The sequence below is a fragment of the Rhizobium sp. TBD182 genome, from assembly GCF_001950375.1.
GTDB classification, from domain to species: domain Bacteria; phylum Pseudomonadota; class Alphaproteobacteria; order Rhizobiales; family Rhizobiaceae; genus Agrobacterium; species Agrobacterium tumefaciens.
On record NZ_BDLN01000004.1, the window covers coordinates 279,403 to 297,895 of the forward strand.

Genomic DNA, 18,493 nt, shown 5'->3' on the forward strand with positions numbered 1-18,493 from the left:
GAACTAGATCATGGCCACTGAAATCCGCGTACCAACCCTCGGCGAATCCGTCAGCGAAGCGACCGTCGGCACCTGGTTCAAGAAGGTCGGCGATACCGTCAAGGCCGACGAACCTCTCGTTGAACTCGAAACCGACAAGGTTACCGTCGAAGTTCCGGCGCCCGCCTCCGGCGTGCTGACCGAAATCGTCGTGCAGAACGGCGAAACCGTCGGTCTCGACGCCCTTCTCGGCCAGATCGCCGAAGGTGCTGCCGGCGCTGCAACTTCTGCTCCCGCGGCAAAGCCTGCTGCGCCTGCTGCTGCACCGGCACCAGCCGCAGCCGTGGCCGCCGCTCCGGCTGGCAGCGCCATGCCGCCGGCACCTGCCGCCGGCAAGCTGCTCGCTGAAAACAACCTTTCCGCCGATCAGGTCGACGGTTCGGGCAAGCGTGGCCAGGTTCTGAAGGGCGACGTTCTCGCCGCTGTTGCCAAGGGTGTTTCGGCACCTGCCGCCGCTCCGGTCGCTGCTGCTGCTCCCCGTCCGGTTTCGGCCGAGCAGGATCAGGTTCGCGAAGAGCGCGTCAAGATGACCCGCCTGCGCCAGACGATCGCACGTCGCCTCAAGGATGCACAGAACACGGCCGCCATGCTGACCACCTATAACGAGGTGGACATGAGCGCCGTCATGGATCTGCGCAACCGCTACAAGGACGTTTTCGAGAAGAAGCACGGCGTCAAGCTGGGCTTCATGGGCTTCTTCACCAAGGCCGTGACCCACGCGCTGAAGGAACTGCCCGCCGTCAACGCTGAAATCGACGGCACGGACATCATCTACAAGAACTATTGTCACGTCGGCATGGCTGTCGGCACCGACAAGGGTCTCGTCGTTCCGGTCATTCGCGATGCCGACCAGCTCTCCATCGCTGGTGTCGAAAAGGAACTAGGCCGTCTCGCCAAGGCAGCGCGCGACGGTTCGCTCGGCATGGCCGACATGCAGGGCGGCACCTTCACCATCACCAATGGCGGCGTCTACGGCTCGCTGATGTCCTCGCCGATCCTCAATGCGCCGCAGTCGGGCATCCTCGGCATGCACAAGATCCAGGAGCGTCCGGTCGCCATCGGTGGTCAGGTCGTCATCCGTCCGATGATGTATCTTGCGCTCTCCTACGATCACCGTATCGTTGACGGCAAGGAAGCCGTGACCTTCCTCGTTCGCGTCAAGGAAAGCCTCGAAGATCCGGAACGTCTGGTTCTCGATCTCTGATCGGTCTTGCTTTTCGTTTCAGCGGGGTTTCAAGTCGATCCCGCTGAAATGCCATCAGGAGAGCGAAAGTGCAGCCGACATTTCTTGCCGCGTCACCCTTTTTGCCGCTGATCGGGCTCAGCGTCCTGCTGCTGGCCGCCCACATTGCGCTGCAGGGAATGACGGCAACGCGGGAATTCGGGCTGGACTGGAATGCCGGTCCGCGGGATGCTGAAAAGAAGCCGCAGGGCAGGGTTGCCGGACGCGCCGCGCGTGCCTCGGCGAATTTTCGCGAGACCTATCCCGCTTTCATTGCGCTCGCCTTCGGTGTCATCATGGCCGGCGATCCGTCCGGGCTGGCCTTCACCGGCGCTTTGATCTGGCTGATCTGCCGGGTGGTCTATATTCCACTTTATCTCGCTGGTGTGCCCTATATCCGCTCGCTGGTCTGGCTCGGTTCGATGCTCGGTCTCGGGCTGATGCTTTTCGTGTTGATGTTTTAGAGGTTGATTTTCCCATGCATCAGTATCTGATCGAACTTGCATCCCTGATGGCGATCTTCTTTTTCGCGATCGTTTCTCCCGGCGCGGATCTGGCGATGGTCATGCGTCAGGCCATGGTGCATGGGCGCAAGCAGGCCATCATCACCAGCTTCGGTGTTGGCACATCCCTGATGTTCCACGTCACCTATACGATTCTTGGACTTGGTCTCATCATTTCCCAGTCGATCTATCTCTTCAACATCGTCAAGTGGTTGGGTGTCGCCTACCTGATCTATATCGGCATCAAGGCGCTGCGCGCCGGCAAGACCGAATTGCCGGCTGCGGAAGGCGAAGATGGCGTTCGGGCCAGAAGCGGCCAGACTGCATTGAAGGCCTTCACGCTCGGTTTTGCCGCCAACGCGCTTAACCCCAAACCGGTGTTTTTCTTCCTGTCGATCTTTTCGACGGTGGTTCACGCGCATACGCCTGTTGGCATCAAGTTCGGATATGGGCTCGTCATGGCAAGCTGCCTTATCCTGTGGTTCGTCGGCGTCAGCCTGTTCATGACGACGCCTCGCATGCGCGCAGCTTTTCAGCGCGCCAGCCAATGGATCGACCGCACCAGTGGCGTGGTCTTCATCGCTCTCGGTATAAAACTCGCAACGGAAAAAGCGGCCTGAGTTTCAGGTCAAACGGAAGCAGGGCGGTTCAAAATCCTGCCCGCAATCAATCAGGAACACAAACATGGCATATGATGTAGTTGTAATCGGTACGGGTCCCGGCGGTTATGTTTGCGCGGTCAAGGCGGCACAGCTTGGCTTGAAGGTCGCAGTGATCGAAAAGCGCGCGACCTATGGCGGCACCTGCCTCAATGTCGGCTGCATTCCTTCCAAGGCATTGCTGCACGCTTCCGAAACCTTCGCGCATGTGGCCCATGGCGTTGATACGCTTGGTATCGAAGTCGCCGCTCCGAAGCTGAACCTCGAGAAGATGATGGGGCACAAGGACAGCGTGGTGAAAGCCAATGTCGACGGCGTTGCCTTCCTGTTCAAGAAGAACAAGATCGATGCCTTCCAGGGCACAGGCAAGGTTGTATCCGCCGGCAAGGTCTCCGTCACCAATGACAAGGGCGAGAGCCAGGAAATCGAAGCCAAGAACATCGTCATCGCCACCGGTTCTGATGTTGCTGGTATTCCCGGCGTCCAGGTGGATATCGATGAAAGCGTCATCGTTTCCTCCACCGGCGCGATTGCGCTCTCCAAGGTTCCGGAAAAGCTCATCGTGGTGGGCGGCGGTGTCATCGGCCTCGAGCTTGGTTCGGTCTGGTCGCGTCTTGGCGCGAAGGTCACCGTCGTCGAATATCTCGACACCATTCTCGGCGGCATGGACAGCGAAGTCTCCAAGCAGGCTCAGCGTCTGCTCGCCAAGCAGGGTCTCGATTTCAAGCTCGGTGCCAAGGTGACGGGCGTTGAAAAAACTGGCACTGGCGCAAACGTGGTGTTCGAGCCGGTCAAGGGTGGCGCGGCTGAAACGCTGGAAGCCAACGTTGTGCTGATCTCCACCGGTCGCAAGCCCTACACCGAGGGTCTCGGCCTTGCGGAAGCCGGTGTCGTGCTCGACAGCCGCGGCCGTGTCGAAATCGACGGCCACTTCAAGACCAATGTGGATGGCATCTACGCCATCGGCGACGTGGTGAAGGGCCCGATGTTGGCACATAAGGCGGAAGACGAGGGCGTCGCTCTTGCGGAAATTCTCGCCGGCCAGCGCGGCCATGTGAACTACGATGTCATTCCGGCCGTGGTCTATACGCAGCCGGAAGTCGCTTCCGTTGGCAAGACGGAAGAAGAACTAAAGGCCGCTGGTGTCGCCTACAAGGTTGGCAAGTTCCCCTTCACCGCCAATGGTCGCGCCCGCGCCATGCAGGTGACTGATGGGTTCGTGAAGATCCTCGCTGACAAGGAAACCGACCGGGTTCTCGGCGGCCATATCGTTGGTTTCGGCGCTGGCGAAATGATCCACGAGATCACCGTGCTGATGGAATTCGGTGGCTCCTCGGAAGATCTCGGCCGCACCTGCCATGCGCATCCGACCATGTCGGAAGCGGTGAAGGAAGCGGCGCTGGCGACTTTCTTCAAGCCGATCCATATGTGATTGTAGCCAATATTAAATTTCAGCCATAAAGCGAACCCCGGCTTGCAATGCAGGCCGGGGTTCAGCATAGTTGCGCCATAGCCTGTCTAACCTTTTGATAAAAGGCAATAAAATGGCGTCCTCCACTCAAGTTTCCTTCTCCGTTCCGCAGCGTATCCTTCACTGGACGATGGCGCTTCTGATCTTTTTCAACCTTCTGTTTCCAGATGGCATGGCCCATGCGTATCGGTTGATGCGGCGGGGTGAAACGCTGACGCCGGACCAGATCTCCTCGGCCAATATTCACGCGTATGTCGGCTTTGCCGTCCTGTCCCTTGCGGTTCTGCGCCTCTGTCTGCGGTTTTTCCAGGGGGTGCCGCCGCATCCCGCCAATGAACCGCGCGCTTCTCAAATCGCCGCGAAGGTCGCGCATTTCACCTTTTACGCGCTGTTTTTTGCCCTGCCATTGTCGGGCATTGCGGCCTATTATTTCGGCGCGCGAGTAGCAGGAGAATTGCATTCCGGGCCGTTCAAGGGGCTTATGTGGGTGTTGATCGCCGGCCACGTCGCCGCAGTTCTGGTTCACCAGTTCTACTGGCGCACCAATGTTTTGAAGCGTATGACGCACGGCTAAAGCACGACGCTTTTCCAAAAGCGAAAACGCTCTATCTCTCTGTCTCTTCGTATTTTCTGAAGCTAAACCCGCTCGAATTGCCATTAGCGGCGGTTTGTCACGTTCCCCGATGATCGGAAATAGTGATGATGAGCCTCGCCACACAAGGCGGCAATGAGGTTATGGGATGCGGGATAGCGAAGACATATTGCCGGGCGCGGACTGGCGGGATTGCTTTGAAGGAGAGATGGTGACGGCCGCATCGAGTTCACTCGATGTGAGCAGACTTCTCCTCGATCATCCTCCGGCATGGATCAGTGGCCTTATGGCGCTTCGAAACCGTCTCGTATCGCTTTTCGGTCTCAGAACGGTCGAGCTGGCGGCGGGTACTTCGGCGGGCGGATTTCCCGTGCTGTCGTCTACTGCGGACCGGACCGTGCTCGGCTTCGACGACAACCATCTCGATTTCCGTATCGTCGTCGATGTGGAACAGGAGCCTGGTCGGCAGATCGTGAAGGTCACGACTATCGTCCGGCGCAAGAACCTGTTCGGGCGTCTCTATCTTTTCGTCGTCGGGCCGTTTCATCGTCGCATCGTGCCGGCGACGATGCGGCCGTTTTGCGCCAATGTCCGCCCCGTCAAGGCCGGAGACGAGTGGATCAGTCGACCCGTGTGAGGGTAAAGCCCTGCGCACGCAGGAGTTCAATTACGCCTTCTTCGCCCGGCAGGTGCAAAGCGCCGACGGCCATGAAGACATTGCCTTTGGCAAGCTCAGGGGCCGATCGCTCCGCCATGACGTGGTTGCGATCGGTGATGATGCGTTGCTCGAAGGCGGCGTAGCCCTGGTCATCTTCAGACGCTTTCTTGGGATCGATGCTCTTCAGCATGGGCATGGTCATGCCGATATCACCGCTGACATAAAGATCGGTCATGGTCGTCATGATGTCGTCCATGCGGTCGCCCAATTCGAGCGTTTCGATCAGCGCCTGCAGATGAAATTCCATTGGCAGCTCAGACATGGCCGCAAGCTGCTCCACCATGGTCTCCAGCCCGACAAGATGCTTTCCGTCCGCGACCGCATCTTCAGCGAGCTTCTTATCCAGGAAAGACAGGCCAGTGGCCTTGCGGGCAAATTCGCAGGCGGGAAGGGCGACGAAACTCGACAGCATCCATGGCTTCATGCGCGAAACGGCACTCAGCGGAATGCCGCGCTCCTTAAGACCCTTTTCAAGGCGTGCGACATTTTCGGGTGACAGGATGTCGGTGATCGACTTGCCGTCCAGAAACATGGTGAGGTCGGGTCTTGTCAGCAGCGATGCGGCAATTTTCTTGTCATCGACGATTTCGTCCGATTCCACGATGACCGTCGCGGCTTTTTCAAACGCGGGTGTTGCGGCGGCTGGCATGCCAAGAACACGTGGATCGGTGACATGCATGGTGCCGAGAAGAAAGGACGGCGCCGTTCCAGCTTTTTGGATGCGCCAGAAGTTGCCCTTGCCGTTCGGGATAGCTGCCGCTTCCTGTTCGATCTTCGCGAAGCCCTGCGGGTCGCTCTTGCGCATCTCCACGAGAATATCGCTGCCCGTGCAGCTTATCTCCTGTTCGGCGGCTTGCGCCTCACCCAACGAGAGCAACGTTGCGAAGAGGATTGCGACAGCAGTGACGTGCAGCGCGGCGAGCAACCAGAGCAGGGTGTCGCCGGTCTTGCCCATCAGGGTGGCGGTGAGATTTTGTGGCTTTATCAGGCTTTGCATAGGTACCATCCGGTTCTAGTCCACTTATAGAACGGCGGCTTGGACGTCTGATTAATGACTATGGTTAAGCATTTCCTGCTTCATGCGCGCGGGTGGGCATTATCGTAGATTTCCAGCAATCTTGCGGTATCGACGCCGGTATAGATCTGCGTGGTGGAGAGGCTGGCATGGCCGAGTAGTTCCTGAATGGTGCGCAGGTCGCCGCCGCCGGCCAGCAGATGGGTGGCGAAGGAGTGGCGCAGCGCATGCGGTGTGGCGTTTTCCGGCAGGCCGAAAGCGCCACGCAACTTCTGCATCTCGCGCTGGATGATGGCAGGTTGCAGCTTGCCGCCGCGCGCGCCGAGGAATAGCGGCTGGTCGGCAGCCAGATGATAGGGGCAGAGCTTTTTGTAGGCCTCAACCGCTTCCGTTACCACTGCCAGCAAAGGCACCATCCGGGTCTTGTTGCCTTTGCCGGTGATGCGAAGGCTGCGGGCGTCGGGCGTGAAGTCGGCTGGAGCCAGCCCGAGCGCCTCGGAGATGCGAAGACCGCAGCCATAAAGAAGCGAGAGAACCGCAGCGTTACGGGCGGCAATCCATGGCTCTTCATTCAATTGCGCCTCGGTGGTGGTTATTTTCAGCGCCTGCCGGTCCGTCAGCGGTTTCGGCAGAGATTTCGGCTGTTTCGGCGAGCGCATGGCGGTGGCCCCGGCCGCATTCACCAGACCTTTCTTTTGCAGATAGTGGAGAAAGGAACGCAGGCCCGCCAGATGCCGCCCCAGCGAGCGTGCGCCGGCGCCTTCCCTGCGACGACTGGCCAGAAAGGCGCGAAGATCGACCGGGCGCAGATCGGCGATATCGGCGATTGAAGTTGGCTTGCCGATGTAACCGGTGAGGAATGTCAAAAACTGGCGAGTGTCGCGCTCGTAGGCCTCGACGGTATTGTCCGCAAGGCGGCGTTCACCGGCAATCGCGGCAAGCCAGGATTGGCGCTCGTTCAAGAGATCGGGTGTGGCAAAAGTCAGAATTTCGGTCACGGGGCGCTCCATTCCTCTCCCAACGCTATGCCCTTATGGTCAGTATTTGGTTAAGGCTTGCGCCTGGGCTTTGCATCTGGCGTGGACTTTACCGGGGTCAGCCATTACATCCGGGCGGTTTCCTTTTTCATTCCGCCGGAGCATGTTCGCCACATCATGGCAAAAGATTCGTCCGATCTGTTTGGGGCTCTGTTCGACCCGCCGGTGCTCACGCGCACGGTGCCCGTTCTCGTGCCGATGCCGGCGCCGGGACCCTACAGTTATGCCGTGCCTGACGATATGGTGGTGGAGACCGGCTCCATCGTTCAGGTGCCGCTTGGACCACGGCAGGTCTTCGGCGTGGTGTGGGACGATGCAGGAGAGAAGAGCGTCGATCCGAAAAAGCTGCGGCCCATCACCAAGAGTTTCGAGTGCCCGCCGCTGAAAGCGGAAATGCGGCGCTTCATCGACTGGGTTGCCGCCTACACGCTTTCTCCGCCCGGCCTTGTGGCGCGCATGGCCCTACGCGCGCCCGCCGCCTTCGATCCCGAACCCATGATCGAGGGGCTGCGGCTGACCGAAGGCAGGCCGGAGCGGCTTACTCCCGCCCGCGAGAGAGTGATGGAGCTGGCGGCCGAGGGCCATGGCTGGACGAAGAGTGGCCTTGCCCATGCCGCCGGCGTTTCTACCAGCGTTGTCGATGGTCTGGTCAAGCAGGGCGTATTCGAGACGGTTTTTCTGCCCGCGCCGCCCGTTGTGGCCGAGCCTGATCCTGACTATGCCGAGCCGCGACTGGAAGGCCCGCAGAAACAGGCGGCATCGGAAATTCTCGAGGATGTGCGCAAGGGTGGTTTCCATGTTTCACTGATTGATGGTGTGACCGGCTCCGGCAAAACCGAGGTCTATTTCGAGGCGGTGGCGGAAACGCTGCGACAAGGCAAGCAGGTCCTCATCCTGTTGCCGGAAATCGCGCTGACGGCGGCCTTCCTGGATCGCTTTCACGACCGCTTCGGCGCCAAGCCGGCGGAATGGCATTCTGACCTGTCGCCGCGCATGCGCGAAAAGGTCTGGCGACAGGCGGTGACGGGTGAGGTGAAGGTGGTGGCCGGCGCGCGCTCGGCGCTGTTCCTTCCCTTCGACAATCTCGGCCTCATCATCGTCGATGAGGAGCATGACCCGGCCTACAAGCAGGAAGACCGCGTCTTTTACAATGCCCGCGACATGGCGGTCGTCAGAGCCCGGATCGGGGATTTCCCGGTGGTGCTGGTCTCCGCCACGCCGTCAGTGGAAAGCCAGGTCAACGGCAGTTCTGGCCGCTATAACACCATCCATCTGCATACGCGCTTCGGCGATGCGGCGATGCCCGATCTGCATCTGATCGATATGCGTCGCCATCCGCCGGAAAGGGGAGGGTTTCTTTCGCCGGTTCTCCTGCGCGGCATCGGCAAAACCATCGAAAAGGGCGAGCAGTCCCTGCTCTTTCTCAATCGTCGCGGTTACGCGCCGCTGACGCTCTGCCGGGTCTGCGGTCACCGTTTCCAGTGCCCGCAATGTTCGAGCTGGCTGGTGGAGCACCGGTTCCGCAATCAACTGCAATGCCACCAGTGCGGTCACAACGAGCCGACGCCGGACCATTGCCCGGAATGCGGCACCGTCGATCATCTGGTGGCCTGCGGGCCGGGGGTAGAGCGGATCGCCGAGGAGGTGGAGAAACACTTTCCCGAGGCCCGCACCATCGTGCTCTCCTCTGACCTGATGGGCGTCAAGCGGCTGCGTCTGGAGCTGGAGGCGATCGTCAAGGGAGAGGCGGACATCGTCATCGGCACGCAGCTGGTTGCCAAGGGGCACAACTTCCCCCTTATGACGCTTGTCGGTATTGTCGACGCCGATCTCGGGCTTGCCAATGGCGATCCGCGCGCAGCGGAGCGAACGTTCCAGCTGCTCTCGCAGGTGACCGGTCGCGCCGGGCGAACCGGGCTGAAAAGCCACGGCCTGTTGCAAACCTACCAGCCGCAACACCCTGTCATGCAGGCAATCGTGTCCGGCGATGCATCTGCCTTTTACGAAAGGGAGATCGTGGAGCGGGAAAAAGCCGTTCTTCCGCCTTTCGGACGGCTTGCCTCAATCATCGTTTCCGCCGATACGCGTGCGGAGGCCGAAACCCATGCGCGGGGTTTAAGGGCAGCAGCACCGCAGGTTACGGGCATCATGCTGCTCGGCCCGGCGGAAGCGCCGCTGGCGCTTATCCGTGGCCGGCACCGTTTTCGCCTGCTGGTGCATGGGCGGCGCAATTCCGACATGCAATCCTTCCTTCGAACGCTTCTGGCCAATGGCCCGAAGGAACGGGGCAGCGTGCATGTGCAGCTCGATATCGATCCGCAAAGTTTCCTTTGAACTTTATCAATGGGGACGTTTTCCCGCTGTCATGACCGTGTCATAACGCAGCAGGCAAAAATGATTTGGGGAACGAGATGGAGTTTTATTTTCCCGCCGAATTCGGCGAGCAGCTGGCCTTCGGCGCTGCGGTGGTGTCGGTCGTGATCGGCCTCTTTTTCATGTTTGCACCAGGCGTTACTCTGCGTGCCTTCGGTCTGCAGGCGATCGGCGAGCGCCGGGATGGTTACGCGCTTGTGCGCTCGTCGCTTGCCGGTTTTTATCTCGGCCTCGGTGCTTCCGCCCTGCTTCTGGCGCAGCCCATGGTCTATCTCGCCTTCGGTGCGGCTTTCGGTCTAAGCGTGTTCGGCGGCATTCTCTCCATTCTCTCGGATGGAGGCGCAACAGTGCGGAATTTCATACTTCTGGTTGTACACCTTCTGTTGTCTGCACTGTCGTTGAGCTACGTGTTCGGACTGGTCTGAGACGGGCTTTTTGGCTTTTGTGCCGCACCTGCGGCGCATCCTGGGCGGAATCGGAAAATTTAAACGCATTCCCCCTTGCCCAAACGGCGCTTTCCGCTATTACGCGTGTTGCGAGTCCCGGCGTCCTATGCTAGACGGACCGCGAAATTGGGAAAAGGCAGGGGGGAATTCCGGTCTTTTTCGGGGAAATTGAAACGATTTCAAGAATTTGATGCGGAGGATCCCCCTCGCTGATGTTCTTGGACGATTAGCAGGGAAAAAGTGCCCGTGGCAGATACCTCCCATGGAACATCCGGTGTAGCCGAAAGGTATGCATCGTCGCTTTTCGAGCTTGCTTTGGAAGCGGGTGCGGTCGAGGCAGTTGGAGCCGATCTGGACAGGTTCGGCGCACTTCTCGATGGAAGTGACGATTTGAAGCGTCTGGTTGCGAGCCCGGTGTTTTCCGCCGAGGATCAGTTCAAGGCAATCACGGCAATCTGCGAGAAGGCCGGTATTGCCGGTCTTGCTGTCAATTTCCTCAAGGTCGTTGCGAATAACCGCCGTCTGTTTGCCGTTCCCGGCATGATCCGTGCCTATCGCTCCATTGCTGCTGCCCATCGCGGCGAAATTACCGCCGAGGTCACCTCGGCACATGCGCTCGACGAAGCGCAAGAAACTGAACTGAAGGCGGCGCTGAAGAGCGTTACCGGCAAGGATGTGACGGTTTCCGTTACCGTTGATCCTTCGATCCTCGGTGGCCTGATCGTCAAGGTTGGTTCTCGCCAGATCGATACGTCTCTTCGCACCAAACTTTCCACCCTTAAGCTTGCACTGAAAGAGGTTGGCTGATGGATATCCGCGCCGCGGAAATTTCCGCAATTCTGAAAGATCAAATCAAAAATTTCGGCAACGAGGCGGAAGTCTCGGAAGTCGGTCAGGTGCTTTCCGTCGGTGACGGTATCGCCCGCGTCTATGGTCTCGACAATGTTCAGGCCGGCGAAATGGTCGAGTTTCCTGGCGGCGTTCGCGGCATGGCGCTCAACCTCGAAGCCGACAACGTCGGTGTGGTTATCTTCGGTTCCGACCGTGCCATCAAGGAAGGCGACACCGTAAAGCGGACTGGCGCTATCGTTGACGTTCCGGTTGGCCCGGAACTGCTCGGCCGCGTCGTTGACGCCCTTGGCAACCCGATCGACGGCAAAGGCCCGATCAATGCCGCCAAGCGTTCGCGCGTGGACGTCAAGGCTCCCGGCATCATTCCGCGTAAGTCGGTTCATGAGCCGATGTCGACCGGCCTCAAGGCTATCGACGCCCTCATCCCGGTTGGCCGCGGCCAGCGCGAGCTCGTCATCGGCGACCGCCAGACCGGCAAGACCGCGATCATTCTCGACGCGATCCTGAACCAGAAGGCCATTCACGACAATGGTCCGGAAGGCGACAAGCTTTATTGCGTCTACGTTGCTATCGGCCAGAAGCGTTCGACCGTTGCCCAGTTCGTAAAGGTTCTGGAAGAGCGCGGCGCCCTGCAGTATTCGATCATCATTGCTGCCACGGCTTCCGACCCGGCTCCGATGCAGTACCTTGCACCGTTTGCCGGTTGCGCCATGGGCGAATACTTCCGTGATAACGGCAAGCACGCCCTCATCGGTTATGACGACCTTTCCAAGCAGGCCGTTGCTTACCGTCAGATGTCGCTTCTGCTGCGCCGTCCTCCGGGCCGCGAAGCTTATCCGGGCGATGTCTTCTACCTTCACTCCCGTCTTCTGGAGCGCGCTGCAAAGCTCTCCGACGAAATGGGTGCTGGCTCTCTGACGGCTCTGCCTGTCATCGAAACCCAAGGCAACGACGTTTCGGCCTTCATTCCGACCAACGTGATCTCGATCACCGACGGCCAGATCTTCCTTGAAACCGACCTGTTCTACCAGGGTATCCGTCCGGCCGTTAACGTCGGCCTGTCGGTTTCGCGCGTTGGCTCTGCGGCCCAGATCAAGGCGATGAAGCAGGTCGCCGGTTCGATCAAGGGTGAACTTGCCCAGTATCGCGAAATGGCCGCCTTCGCCCAGTTCGGCTCGGACCTTGACGCTTCCACGCAGCGCCTGCTTAACCGCGGTGCCCGCCTGACCGAGCTTCTGAAGCAGCCGCAGTTCTCTCCGCTCAAGACGGAAGAGCAGGTCGCGGTGATCTTCGCAGGTGTCAACGGTTATCTCGACAAGATCCCGGTCGCGCAGGTCGGCAAGTTCGAGCAGGGTCTGCTCTCCTACCTCCGCTCGGAAGGCAAGGCGATCCTCGACACCATCCGCACGGAAAAGGCAATCAGCGACGATACCAAGAGCAAGCTCAAGGGCGCTCTTGATAGCTTCGCGAAGTCTTTCTCGTAATTAGGGCTCTTTTACTCGGACGGATAACGGATGCCTTCACTAAAGGATCTGAAAAACCGCATTGCCTCCGTAAAGGCGACGCAGAAGATTACCAAGGCGATGAAAATGGTCGCCGCGGCGAAGCTTCGGCGCGCCCAGGAAGCTGCGGAGGCCGCCCGGCCTTATTCTCAGCGCATGGGCGCCGTTCTTGCCAACATCGCCAAGGCGGTCGAGGCGGACGTCGCTCCGGCGCTGATGACCGGCACCGGCAAGGACAACGTGCATCTGCTCGTTGTCTGCACCGCTGAACGTGGTCTTTGCGGCGGTTTCAACTCGCAGATTTCCCGTTTTGCCCGCGATCAAGCCCGCAAGCTGATTTCCGAAGGCAAAACGGTCAAGATCATCACGGTCGGCAAGAAGGGTTACGACAGCCTTCGTCGCGAATTCGCAGCTAATATCATCGAGCGCATCGAACTGCGCGAAGTGAAGAAGGTCGGTTTCGAAAACGCCGACCAGATCGCCAAGAAGGTGATCTCCCTGTTCAATGCGGGTGAATTTGACGTCTGCACGCTGATCTACTCGGAATTCAAGTCCGTCATCAGCCAGATCCCGACCGGTCTGCAGCTTATTCCTGCCGCAGTCCCTGTTGTGGAAGAGGTTGAGGCAACGCAGAGCGCCGTCTACGAATATGAGCCTGATGCGGCTTCTATTCTGGAAGACCTTATTCCGCGCAACATTTCGGTTCAGGTTTTCCGGGCTTTGCTCGAAAACGTTGCCGGTGAAATGGGCGCCAAGATGAGCGCGATGGACAACGCAACGCGCAATGCCGGTGATATGATCAACAAGCTGACGCTTTCCTACAACCGTCAGCGTCAGGCTCAGATCACCAAGGAACTCATTGAAATCATTTCGGGCGCGGAAGCGCTCTGAGGTAAGGAAAGAGGGTAAGGATAATGGCTAAGGCAGCTACCCCCAAGAAAACCGCAGCGGTGAACGGCGCGGGCAAGGTTACCCAGGTTATCGGCGCTGTTGTCGACGTGGCGTTCGAAGGCGAACTGCCTCCGATCCTCAACGCGCTCGAAACCGATAACAACGGCAACCGCCTGGTTCTGGAAGTCGCTCAGCATCTCGGCGAAAACGTCGTACGCACGATCGCCATGGACTCGACCGAAGGTCTCGTCCGCGGTCAGGTCGTCGCTGATACGGGCGCCCCGATCGAGGTTCCTGTCGGTCTGGAAACGCTCGGCCGCATCATGAACGTCATCGGTGAGCCGGTTGACGAAGCAGGTCCGATCGTAACGGCCAAGAAGCGCGCCATCCACCAAGACGCACCGTCTTACGTCGAGCAGTCGACTGAAGGCCAGATCCTCGTTACCGGCATCAAGGTCGTTGACCTTCTGGCTCCTTACGCCAAGGGCGGCAAGATCGGCCTGTTCGGCGGCGCTGGCGTTGGCAAGACGGTTCTCATCATGGAACTGATCAACAACGTCGCCAAGGCGCACGGTGGTTACTCGGTATTCGCCGGCGTGGGTGAGCGTACCCGCGAAGGTAACGACCTCTATCACGAAATGATCGAGTCGAACGTCAACAAGCTTGGCGGCGGCGAAGGTTCCAAGGCAGCTCTCGTTTACGGCCAGATGAATGAACCGCCGGGCGCCCGCGCTCGCGTCGCTCTGACCGGTCTGACGATCGCTGAAAACTTCCGCGACGAAGGCCAGGACGTTCTGTTCTTCGTGGACAACATCTTCCGCTTCACGCAGGCTGGTTCGGAAGTGTCGGCTCTTCTCGGCCGTATTCCTTCGGCTGTGGGCTATCAGCCAACGCTCGCAACCGACATGGGCCAGATGCAGGAACGCATCACCACCACGAACAAGGGTTCGATCACCTCTGTTCAGGCGATTTACGTTCCCGCCGACGACTTGACCGACCCTGCGCCGGCCACTTCGTTCGCGCACCTTGACGCAACGACGGTTCTGTCGCGTTCGATCGCAGAAAAGGGTATTTACCCGGCTGTTGACCCGCTGGACTCCACCTCGCGCATGCTCGACCCGATGATCGTCGGTGAAGAACACTACGAGGTTGCCCGTAAGGTTCAGTCGACCCTGCAGCGCTACAAGTCCCTTCAGGACATCATCGCCATCCTCGGCATGGACGAACTGTCGGAAGAAGACAAGCTGACGGTTGCCCGCGCCCGCAAGATCGAGCGCTTCCTGTCGCAGCCGTTCTTCGTTGCCGAAGTCTTCACCGGTTCTCCGGGCAAGCTCGTCGCACTCGAAGACACGATCAAGGGCTTCAAGGGCCTGGTCAACGGCGAATACGACAGCCTGCCGGAAGCAGCTTTCTACATGGTCGGTTCGATGGAAGAAGCCATCGAAAAGGCAAAGAAGCTGACTGCTGAAGCTGCCTGATTATGAATTGGCGGGCGCGTGGTTCGACCACGCGCCTCGCCGACGATGACGGTGAAACCGGAACGGCTTTGCCGGCGTTTTAATAAACAAGTCCGTGACGCCCGCGTAATTGAAAAGAAGTGAATAGCCATGGCTGACAGTTTCAAATTCGATCTCGTTTCCCCGGAACGTCTGCTCGTTTCCGAAACGGTTACGGAAGTCGTCATTCCGGCTACGCTGGGTGAGATGACGGTTCTGGCCAATCACGCGCCCACCATGACGACGATCAAGCCGGGCCTGGTGACGGTGAAATTCGCCTCTGGCGAAACCCATAAATACGTCGTTTTCGGTGGTTTTGGCGATATTCTTCCGACAGGTTGCACGCTTCTCGCAGAATCCGCTGTTTCGGCTGACGATATGTCCCCTGACACGCTGCAGAAGCGCATCGATTTGGCCAAGGCCGAAATCCAGGAAGGCAATCATCACCACGAGCATTTGACCAAGCTTGAAAAGCATCTCTACGAACTGACGAACCTGCATGAGGTTCTCGTCGCCGCTTGAAAGCACCGGGCGGGTTCGAAAGAATGACTGTCCACACAATACCCAAAACAGAAAGCGGCCGTTTCGGTCGCTTTTTTGTTTTCGGCCACTGCCTGTTTTCTTAAGCAGGCAGAAAAATCTGAGTTCTCGTTCCAGTAAATGCGCTTCGGTCCGCTCATTACGTTTGCGGAAATCGATTCCGATTTTCAGGGCGATAGGCTAGACATGATGGTGAAAAGTAACGTGCTGCTGCCGGTCGGGAGTAGGCGAGAAGGCATGTTTCTTGTCATGGAGGGATAATCGCCGTGTCGATAGAAGCCAGTTATCGAAGGGTCGCAAGATCCGCGCTGCGACAGGGCGCCCTCAGCACGGGTGAGCGTGCCGTGCCGGAGGAGGTGCCGGTTGCCTTTTCTTACGGCGGCAGCACCCATGCCGTGATGATGGCTAGTCCCGCTGATCTTATCGATTTTGCCGTCGGCTTCAGCCTGACAGAGGGCATCATTTCGGCACGCACCGAAATCCGGGCGATAGAGGTCATTGAAGCCGGGCAGGGCTATGATGTCCAGGTGGATCTGATGGATGCCGAGGCTGATGCCCTGCGGGCGAGACGGCGGCATATGGCGGGTCCGGTTGGTTGCGGTCTGTGCGGGATCGAATCCATAGAACAGGCGGTTCGCGTGGTCCCCGATCTCAGCGGCGCGAGAATGTCGATCCACGGTGATGATATCGTTGCCGCGGTGAAAGCACTGAGCGACGCACAAAGCCTCAACCGCGAAACGAGAGCCGTTCACGGTGCGGGTTTTTATAGTCCTCAAGATGGTTTGCTTGCGGTGCGCGAAGATGTCGGTCGCCACAATGCGCTCGACAAGTTGGCCGGTGCTGTCGTGAATGCCGGTATTTCCGCCAAGACAGGCATTGTTGCCGTCACCAGTCGCCTGTCGGTGGAGATGGTTCAGAAGACAGCGATCCTTGGTAGTCCGGTTATGGCAGCAATTTCGGCTCCTACCGCGCTTGCCATCGAAACCGCCGAGAGTGCGGGCATCACGCTTGTTGCGCTGGTGCGGGGTGAAGACTTCGAAATCTTCACCCGTGCGGACCGCGTTATTTTATAATGCCAGTTGCCGGCCGGCATTGGCATCCGGGCTTCGAAGCATACTAAAACTCCGCCCATTCGGGCGCAGCATTTCCGTGAGACCTTGCCGTTGTGTATCGCGGCTGTGGTGCTGTCAGCCTCGTTATTGCAGCGGGTCTTTTATTGATCGGCTGGGCGGATGATACCTGTCCTTCGCGCGATATTCTGAACTGCCGCAGCAATTCGTGCAGGTTGTCCGCTTCATTGGCGAGGCCGTGGCTGGCGGCAGTGGTTTCTTCCACCATAGCCGCGTTTTTCTGGGTCGCCTGATCCATAACGTTGACGGCCTGGTTGATTTCTCTCAGACCGTTGGCCTGTTCGCGCGAGGCCTCGACGATGGCCGAGACGTTGGCATCGATTTCGCCCATTTGCGATTGAATATCCCGCAGCGCACCGCCGGTTCTGCCAACCAGATCGACGCCATTGGCGACCTGTTCGCGGGAGGTGTTAATGAGGGACTTGATTTCCTTGGCAGCAACGGCGGATCGTTGCGCGAGTTCCCGTACCTCTTGGGCGACCACCGCGAAACCCTTGCCCGCTTCACCGGCACGGGCAGCTTCCACGCCCGCATTCAGCGCCAGTAGATTGGTCTGGAATGCGATGTCGTCAATGACGCCGATGATGTTGGTGATTTCACCGGAGGAGCGCGAAATCGCGTCCATGGCGGAAATTGCCTGCTGAACGACTTCACCGGAATGTTCGGCATGTTCTCTCGTGCGCAGCACCAGTTTCCCGGCCTCGCCGGCGCGCTGGCTGGCATCGGTCACGGTGGTGGTGATTTGCTCCAGTGCCGCTGCTGTTTCTTCCAGCGAGGCCGCCTGCTGTTCGGTTCGCTGCGAGAGCTGATCGGCGGCTATGCGGATTTCACCCGAGCCGGATGCGATTGTCGAGGCATTGTGAGCAATCGTCTGCATGGTGGACTGAAGTTTGCCGACCACGTCGTTGAAGTCCTGGCGCAATTTCTCCATGCTGGGCACGAAGCTGCTATCGAGGCGCTGCACCAGGTCACCCTCGGCCAGTGCCTGCAAGGCATCGGCGAGAAGGGTGATGGCGCTCATACGCGGCGTCACGTCGGTTGCGAATTTCACAACCTTCACCACCTTGCCTGTCTCATCCAATACCGGGTTGTAAGCGGCCTGGATCCATATCTCCTTGCCGTTCTTTCCATAACGAACAAATTCGTCCGAGATGAATTCTCCGGATGCCAGCCGCGGCCAGAAATTGGCATAGGCTGGCGATGCTGCATAGGCCGGATCGCAGAACATACGGTGGTGCCGGCCTTCGATTTCCTTGAGGTCGTAGTTGACAGTGGCGCAGAAATTCGGATTGGCGGTAATGATCGTGCCATCCGGCAAAAATTCGATGGTGGCCTGGGAGCGTGAAAGCGCTTCGAGTTTGCCAGCATCTTCTACAGCCTTGATCTTCTTGGCTGTGATGTCGGTCGCTATCTTGACAACCTTATAGGGTTTGCCTGACCTGAAGACGGGGTTGTAGGAGGCCTCGATCCATATGGTCGATCCATCCTTGCGTATGCGGCGATATTCCTTGCCCTGAAATTCGCCGCGCGCAAGAGATTCCCAGAATTCCTGGTATGCGTGCGATGCGACAAATTCCCGGTCGCAGAAAATACGATGATGCTTGCCGACGATCTCCGCGAGATCATAGCCCAGCGTCACACAGAAATTGCTGTTTGCCGTAAGAATATTGCCTTTAAGATCGAATTCTATGACTGCCTGCGATCTGGATATCGCATCGAGCATATTTCGATTGTCTGCGCTTTTCCCTAACCCCAGCATTAACGTCCCCCAAATAGCGGCCTCGGCGCGCGCTGCCGCACAGGAGGTGTGGTCGGCGCCGTATCATGTTGAACAACGAACAGGTTCTGCCGCCAAAGGCAGCAATGCAGGCACTTGCGACTTGTCAGCCTCGGTCAGGTATCGGACCCCGCGTGATGTGATGTAGGCGCGATACTGTTCGTCGGCTTTTAATATTAGATATCTATAATATTAAAATGTTCTTATTTAATAAAAGAGACGGTCATGAA

General features: G+C 58.7%; 17 protein-coding genes. 14 read left to right on the plus strand and 3 right to left on the minus strand.

Translation table 11 applies throughout. From position 1 onward, the window contains the following. The first annotated feature begins 10 nt into the window (after nt 1-10). The 6 genes from odhB to T18_RS15515 all read left to right on the plus strand — a co-directional run bounded on the left by odhB (nt 11) and on the right by T18_RS15515 (nt 5,123). Nucleotides 11-1,243 carry a 2-oxoglutarate dehydrogenase complex dihydrolipoyllysine-residue succinyltransferase gene (odhB, locus tag T18_RS15490; RefSeq protein ID WP_019566052.1) on the plus strand — a complete coding sequence of 411 codons (1,233 nt, stop codon included), beginning with the start codon at nt 11-13 and terminating at the stop codon, nt 1,241-1,243. A gap of 68 nt (nt 1,244-1,311) precedes the next feature. Then, complete coding sequence (locus T18_RS15495; protein ID WP_013636885.1) at nt 1,312-1,725, plus strand: MAPEG family protein; 414 nt, start codon at nt 1,312-1,314, stop codon at nt 1,723-1,725. Nucleotides 1,726-1,739: 14 nt separating this feature from the next. Beyond that, on the plus strand, nt 1,740-2,384 hold the full coding sequence (locus T18_RS15500) for a LysE family translocator (RefSeq protein ID WP_003516732.1): 645 nt from the start codon (nt 1,740-1,742) through the stop codon (nt 2,382-2,384). A gap of 64 nt (nt 2,385-2,448) precedes the next feature. Continuing rightward, the gene (gene lpdA / locus T18_RS15505; RefSeq protein ID WP_038492354.1) at nt 2,449-3,855 is read left to right on the plus strand and encodes a dihydrolipoyl dehydrogenase; all 1,407 of its coding nucleotides are present in this window, start codon (nt 2,449-2,451) and stop codon (nt 3,853-3,855) included. 112 nt (nt 3,856-3,967) lie between these two features. Then, nucleotides 3,968-4,468 (plus strand): cytochrome b, encoded by a 501-nt coding sequence (locus T18_RS15510; RefSeq protein WP_013636883.1) that lies wholly within the window; start codon nt 3,968-3,970, stop codon nt 4,466-4,468. Between the two features lie 166 nt (nt 4,469-4,634). Beyond that, the gene (locus T18_RS15515) at nt 4,635-5,123 is read left to right on the plus strand and encodes a DUF2867 domain-containing protein (RefSeq protein ID WP_038492351.1); all 489 of its coding nucleotides are present in this window, start codon (nt 4,635-4,637) and stop codon (nt 5,121-5,123) included. Here the strand turns inward: T18_RS15515 and T18_RS15520 are convergent. Continuing rightward, nucleotides 5,107-6,201 carry a TraB/GumN family protein gene (locus tag T18_RS15520; protein ID WP_038492348.1) on the minus strand — a complete coding sequence of 365 codons (1,095 nt, stop codon included), beginning with the start codon at nt 6,199-6,201 and terminating at the stop codon, nt 5,107-5,109. The genes T18_RS15515 and T18_RS15520 overlap by 17 nt on opposite strands. Before the next feature lie 80 nt (nt 6,202-6,281). After that, entirely contained in the window at nt 6,282-7,229 is a 948-nt protein-coding gene (locus T18_RS15525; RefSeq protein ID WP_038492346.1) for a tyrosine recombinase XerC, read from the minus strand. Between the two features lie 144 nt (nt 7,230-7,373). Between T18_RS15525 and T18_RS15530 the strand changes: the two genes are divergently transcribed. The 8 genes from T18_RS15530 to fdhD all read left to right on the plus strand — a co-directional run bounded on the left by T18_RS15530 (nt 7,374) and on the right by fdhD (nt 16,429). Further along, nucleotides 7,374-9,590, plus strand: a complete 2,217-nt coding sequence (locus T18_RS15530) for a primosomal protein N' (protein WP_038492960.1) — start codon at nt 7,374-7,376, stop codon at nt 9,588-9,590. Between the two features lie 77 nt (nt 9,591-9,667). Further along, entirely contained in the window at nt 9,668-10,054 is a 387-nt protein-coding gene (locus T18_RS15535) for a phage infection protein (RefSeq protein WP_019566060.1), read from the plus strand. Nucleotides 10,055-10,315: 261 nt separating this feature from the next. Beyond that, complete coding sequence (locus tag T18_RS15540; RefSeq protein WP_025594541.1) at nt 10,316-10,882, plus strand: F0F1 ATP synthase subunit delta; 567 nt, start codon at nt 10,316-10,318, stop codon at nt 10,880-10,882. Then, a complete protein-coding gene (gene atpA, locus T18_RS15545) occupies nt 10,882-12,411 on the plus strand; it encodes a F0F1 ATP synthase subunit alpha (RefSeq protein WP_003516747.1) in 1,530 nt (509 codons plus the stop codon). The genes T18_RS15540 and atpA overlap by 1 nt, the downstream gene beginning before the upstream one ends. Nucleotides 12,412-12,441: 30 nt before the next feature. Further along, complete coding sequence (locus T18_RS15550) at nt 12,442-13,320, plus strand: F0F1 ATP synthase subunit gamma (RefSeq protein ID WP_003516748.1); 879 nt, start codon at nt 12,442-12,444, stop codon at nt 13,318-13,320. Between the two features lie 23 nt (nt 13,321-13,343). Continuing rightward, a complete protein-coding gene (gene atpD, locus T18_RS15555) occupies nt 13,344-14,798 on the plus strand; it encodes a F0F1 ATP synthase subunit beta (RefSeq protein ID WP_003516750.1) in 1,455 nt (484 codons plus the stop codon). A gap of 129 nt (nt 14,799-14,927) precedes the next feature. After that, on the plus strand, nt 14,928-15,338 hold the full coding sequence (locus T18_RS15560) for a F0F1 ATP synthase subunit epsilon (RefSeq protein ID WP_038492341.1): 411 nt from the start codon (nt 14,928-14,930) through the stop codon (nt 15,336-15,338). Between the two features lie 275 nt (nt 15,339-15,613). Then, nucleotides 15,614-16,429 (plus strand): formate dehydrogenase accessory sulfurtransferase FdhD, encoded by an 816-nt coding sequence (fdhD, locus tag T18_RS15565; protein ID WP_075807705.1) that lies wholly within the window; start codon nt 15,614-15,616, stop codon nt 16,427-16,429. Between the two features lie 43 nt (nt 16,430-16,472). On the opposite strand, the gene T18_RS15570 is transcribed toward fdhD, so the two are convergent. Next, nucleotides 16,473-18,245 (minus strand): methyl-accepting chemotaxis protein, encoded by a 1,773-nt coding sequence (locus tag T18_RS15570; RefSeq protein ID WP_038492338.1) that lies wholly within the window; start codon nt 18,243-18,245, stop codon nt 16,473-16,475. Nucleotides 18,246-18,493 lie beyond the last annotated feature (248 nt).